The sequence below is a fragment of the Gemmatimonadota bacterium genome, assembly GCA_026706845.1.
In the GTDB taxonomy this organism is placed as follows: domain Bacteria; phylum Latescibacterota; class UBA2968; order UBA2968; family UBA2968; genus VXRD01.
On sequence record JAPOXY010000192.1, the window covers coordinates 1 to 5637 of the forward strand.

General features: G+C 54.9%; 3 protein-coding genes. 1 reads left to right on the top strand and 2 read right to left on the bottom strand.

Annotated elements, in window-relative coordinates:
- Both OXG87_17625 and OXG87_17630 read right to left on the bottom strand, forming a co-directional pair.
- Positions 1-1821, bottom strand: a 1821-nt coding sequence (locus tag OXG87_17625) for an ammonia-forming cytochrome c nitrite reductase subunit c552 (GenBank protein MCY3871373.1), incomplete at its 3' end; no start/stop codon positions are given.
- Positions 1822-1837: 16 nt separating this feature from the next.
- Entirely contained in the window at positions 1838-2725 is an 888-nt protein-coding gene (locus tag OXG87_17630; GenBank protein ID MCY3871374.1) for a phytanoyl-CoA dioxygenase family protein, read from the bottom strand.
- Positions 2726-2928: 203 nt separating this feature from the next.
- Between OXG87_17630 and OXG87_17635 the strand changes: the two genes are divergently transcribed.
- The gene (locus tag OXG87_17635) at positions 2929-5397 is read left to right on the top strand and encodes a GWxTD domain-containing protein (protein MCY3871375.1); all 2469 of its coding nucleotides are present in this window, start codon (positions 2929-2931) and stop codon (positions 5395-5397) included.
- Positions 5398-5637 lie beyond the last annotated feature (240 nt).

Genomic DNA, 5637 nt, shown 5'->3' on the forward strand with positions numbered 1-5637 from the left:
GTTCCTGGTAAACGCGGTACGAGGGCCCGCATAAGCATCTGGCATTTCGGGCCCGATCTTCAGTGCATGTCGAAATGCCATCTCCCCGGCCCGATCATCACCCTGTTGCAATGCATCAATGCCCACCTGTACCTGTGCCTCTGGATCATCGGCAAGAAGACCTGTCACTATTGTCCGATATTCTGTCAGAGCTTCCGATAGCTTATTACCCCTATCGCCCGATAGATTCACACCCTCCAGCATCGAAGCCGCCCTAATGCGCACCAAACGCGAGGGATCATCCAGCCGCTCGGCCACGGCCTCAATACCCACATCACTTCCATAAACCATCAATCCCTCTACAGCCCGGGTGCGTACCATCGGATGTGGATCGTCCAGAGCATCTATCAAAGCCTTTTCAGCCCTCTCATCTGTCTGCCTGCCCAGTAACACTGCTGCCGAAGCCCGCAACACCATACTCTGGTCTTTCGAAAGCGCGATCAAACCATCCAGAGCCTTTGGATCTCCCACCCGTCCCAGAGCAATTGCTTCAGCCTGAGCTACTTTATCTGCCTGTGAACCCCACCACGTTTTTACCCAGCTTGCTGCCCAGTTGGGCGTTTGATCGCTATGGCATTCGTTACACGCATTTGGAATGCCAAACCGAACCGTATTTTCCGGTACCGGCGACAGGATGCGGTGATCGTATATCCCAATCCGCTTCACCTCTTCTACAGGTGGCATATGGCAATCCACGCACCCCACCGTCTTGTGATTGCTATGCTTTTCAACAGGCTCTCCCACATCTGTCCTGTGACAGTTCAAGCACACCCGGTCATAGGTTGTAGCGCGGGTCTCGCCTTCCCCTCTCACAGGACCCAGATGATGAGAATCGTGACAACCAGCGCACGTCAGATGCCCCGCCGTATAACACGAACTCATCAAAAAAGCCAGCGTGTTGTAGTTCAGTTCGCGGTAGCGTCCATCTGCCCAGAACTTTTCGCTATCCAGCACTTCCAATTCGTAAAAGTCGTAAAATGGATCGCCCGGCTGATATCCCTCTTTGATAATCCTTTTGTGTGCGTGACACTGTGCGCAGACCTCCACTGACTGCTCCGCACTCAAAAATCGCAAATTTACCAGTGTCGTATCTCGCGCTGGCACCTTGTCTGGCAACGCTTTCCAGAATGCCACATGTTGACCTCCAGATCCATGACATGTTTCGCAATTAATGCTCAGGTCCGTCCAGTGCGTCGCGTAAGTACCTGTCTCTGGATCGTAATTCTTTTTGATCTGACTCGCGTGACAATCATGGCATTGGAAGTTCCAATTCCGCCCAAAATTTGTCCAGTAATTGACATCGCCCGGCGCAAAGCCCTGCGGGTGATTGAACAACCCCTCCACTGGATCGTACCACGTCTGTTCCCGAACATCCCAATAGACCGGCAGCACCTGAATGCGCCCACCTTCGAGTGTGGTCAAATACCACTGCGTATCCCGGTCTCCGATCGCATATTCGACGGGATAGACTTCTCGTTTTCCATCCGCACCATCCGTCTCCATAAAATAGGTCCCATCCCGCACAAACATTCGAGAAGTCATTCCCCTATACGTATATGTATTGTTCTGCCTAAAATCTCCCCGCACAGTCTCGACCGAAGGCACCTGCATTGACCGCCGATGCAACGACCCTTGCCATTCTTTATAAGTCTCCTGATGACACGTTGCACACGCCTCTGCGCCCGTATATATCGCTTTGGAAGTCACGGGCTGTGGCGCATCCTTCGCACACCCACATACCATTACTACAAAGAGAAAAGTCCCCGGGATCACTGCACGCATCGGTCTTCCTCTATTTTTAAATGGCTCCCAAAAAAGTCTCAGGCCATTTCGGCTCGTAATCGCTCTCGAACAGCCAGTCGAAATTCTCGGGCACAATATGCGCGCGATCGGGACGCAACTTCTCTCGCAGCCGCGGGAAAAACGACATCACCCCATCGCGCTGATTCTTCGGCAACCCGCAGGACACGCCCGTAGCGATCCATGACGTTCCCATCCCCTTGCGGGGCACCGTATCCTCGTTCTGCCATGCAGAGTGCAATCCCCCGCTGCACAAAATCAGAATCTGACCTCGACGCGCAACAGCCGGAACCGGCTCCTGTTCCAGCCAGAGCGTATCAATTAGTTCGGGCACATGCTCGGGATAAGCCGGCGCAGTATCCGACGGCTCTGGGCGCAACCCGTGGACGCGGGGCAACATCGCCTTGTGCTCTGGCGTCAAAACCCGGCTCCAGTGTTCCATAATCGGGCGATGGCTACCCGGCAAAATGCGCATAGCCCCCCGATGCTCGGGCACGTCATTGACCCAGAACCACAACTCAGCGCGCATCCGGCGTGGCGTCGCCTGAAAATCCTCCCAGGTCGCCTGGATATCGACGTGACATCCATTCCCCCATTGCTCGCGAACGCTCGCAAAAGGTGCGCTGCTCGGCGCGCGTTCGTGGGGAGACAATCCCCACCACAGATGCACGGACTCGGCTCGCAACACCTTTTTGGCGACCTCCTCAAAATAGGGATGCTGGACGACATCGACATAATCTGGATCTTCATAAGGCGGACGCCCGCTCGCCTTCAACCTGTCCCATGCCGCTTCCGCGCGGTCCAACTCCTCGGTCGTGAAGGGACTGTCGATCGTAACCGCTCCCTCCTCATCGTATTGCCTCATTTGTGCATCGGTAAATAGCATAGATCCTCCCTTAGTGTTTCGAATCAATCAATCCCTACCATAAGTTTATCGCCTCTCAATCCGAAATTCAAGCAAATACCGCGAGCTATGCCTTGTGTGGGACAAGCCAATAGCCTATATTTCTATTGGAATGCCCGGAACCCCTTGAACCGCCGGGCGTTCCCGTATATATAGTCCCTCATCTTTTGCCGGGAGGACATGCGATGAACACAACCCTCAAATGTGTTGCACCCGCCCTGCTCTGTTTCCTGCTCTCTTCACCGCTTGCCGCTCGTGAAGCCCAGATTGACTCTCTCATTGCCCAGGGACAGGCTGCCTTTGAAGCCAACAAAAAAGACCAGGCTATCAAAGTGCTTACAGCAGCCATCAAACACAATCCCGATAACATCCAGACCTACCTCGCCGTTGCCCGTATATACACCAATGTGGGGTATCTGGACCACGCGATGAAGGCATTCAAAGAAGCCCTCAAACTCAATGATGCCTCGCCAGAAGCTCAGACCGGCATTGCAGATATCTACTATAAAAAAGCTTCTGGCGGGATCATGGCTGTTTACCATGCCCGCAAAGCCGTCAGCGCGGCCCGGCGCGCCACCCGGCTCGACCCCACCTACGCCCCCGCCTATATCCTCCTCGGTCGCGCGTACATCCGCCTGAATGAGAACCACACCGCTGCCTCGCGGGCTTTTGCACAGGCATTGACACACCAGCCCGACAATCCCGAAATCGCCTACCTCCTGGGCACTTCCTATATTGAACTGCGCCGCAACGCCGAAGGTCGTCAACGCGACAACCAGATGATCCTGAGCGAATCCATCCTCAAAAACCTCGAATACCACCTCGAAAATGCTCGCTTCCTTCCCATCGCCGCGCAGATCCTCTTCGATAAGGGAGAGCCGGAAAAAGCCCTCAACGTGTTCGAGCAATTCATCAACACCCTGCCCGAAACAGAACGGACCTATTACGACGACATCGCCAGGGTAGGTACCAAAGAAGAAATCAAAATCTATGAAGAAACTTCCGAAGCCGAGCGTCCCGCCTTTCTCGAACAATTCTGGGTAAAGCGCGATTTTGATTTGCTCACCGAAGTCAACGAACGCCTTATCGAGCACTACCGCAGGGTGTGGTACGCGCGGAACCACTTCGCCGAAGCCAAAACGCCCTGGGATGCGCGGGGAGACATCTACATCCGCTATGGCGATCCCGACTACCGCGCGCGTTCTGGCAGGGCCAATCCCGAAATCACGCCCGCCGTAGAACAGGTCAAAGAACGCCTCGCCCTGGCCCTCTATGGTCCCGAAGCCATGGACGAAGTCTTTACCGGACCAGTCTATCCCATCCGTTCCAACCAGTCTTTCGTCGGCGAACTCGATCCCGCAGCCCTCGCACGCACCGATGAAGGCGGCAATATTCTCGTTCCCCCTGGCACGGTTGAAGGCAACCTGGACGAATTCATCCTCACAGAAGCCCTTGGCGCAGATGGAGAGGCAACAGGTGAGGTCGGAGAAATTGGGCAGTTGGCCCTCGACGAATACCAGCGGCGGCAGACGCGCCCCGAAAACCAGCACCACTTCCTGCCCGTCACCTCACGCGGCGACATGACCATTGTGCCCTGGGAAACCTGGGTTTATACCAATATTGGAGAAGGCATCGAAATCACCTTCACCAACGAGTTGGGCAACGGTGTTTACAGCTATGCGCCGCTTCCCGACTTTCCCCACGAAGAAACCTCCATTGGCCTGCACCGATTCTCCCTGCTCGCTTACTACGCCCCCGAGGCCATCGCCAACCGCACGGTCAGCGAAGTCCCCGACTTTTACACACCCGGCGGCCCCATGTCGGGCCTCGGATTCCACTACGATTTTGCCGACTTTCGCGGGCCAGATGGCGCCACCCGCCTGGAAATCTACTACGGCATTGACCCCGTAGAAATGGGCACCTTTGCTTCGGGCGACACCTCCACGATTGTCGCCGACTGCGCCGTCATCCTGGCCGACACCTCCTACACCAATGTTTACCGCGCACAAGACGCCATATTTTTCCGGTCTATCGGCCACCACATGTGGCCCGAAGGCTCCTTCATCCCCACCCTCATCCCGATAGACGTACCCCCCGGCAACTACCTGCTCACAGTACAGGTCAATGACCGCGCTGCCGAACGCAAAGGTATTTATCGCCATCAAGTACAGGTTGAACCTTACCAGTCCAATGCCTTGCAACTCAGCGACATCCAGCTAAGCTGGAACATCTCGCAAAACCCGGGTGACGAAAAATTCCGCAAAGGCGACGTATGGGTCGTGCCCATGATCTCCCGCGCCTACCAGAAAGACCAGAGCGCCTATGCCTACTACGAACTCTACAACCTCACCCGAAACGAATTTGGGCAAACCCGCTATCGCGTCACCTATACCATTGCCGTGGAAGATCCAATACGCCCCTTCAATCTGGTCCGCAGCAGCGTTGGCGCCCTTGCCAGTATATTCCAGCGAAAAGACAAAACACAGGTCACAGTCAGCTTCGAACAGACCGGCAACGAACAATCTACCACCGGGTATTTTGAACTCAGCCTGAAAAAAGTCAAAGCCGGTTACAACCGCCTCACCGTCACAATTGAAGACCTCAACAATGGACAAAAAGCCGCCAAAGAAATCCAGTTCAGGTACAAAAAATAGAGAGATGGCAAAATCAAAAAAGGCGACCGAAAAACTCGGTCGCCTTTTTACATGCTCAACACAACGAACTAAAACGCGAAGCCCATCCCAAACCGCAAGGGTTGATTCAGATCGTGTTTGGACTGCTGCCACGCCACATCCGCCGTGATCTTTGTCCCGGCCAGGGGCAATTTCACGCCTGCACCTGCTGTAAGCCCAAAGGAATCGTAGCGGAACATATACCCTCCGCGCAGCGCCAAC

Coding starts and splice junctions, on each gene's coding strand:
- OXG87_17630 (MCY3871374.1), bottom strand. CDS start 2,725: ATGCTATTTACCGATGCACAAATGAGGCAATACGATGAGGAGGGAGCG.
- OXG87_17635 (MCY3871375.1), top strand. CDS start 2,929: ATGAACACAACCCTCAAATGTGTTGCACCCGCCCTGCTCTGTTTCCTG.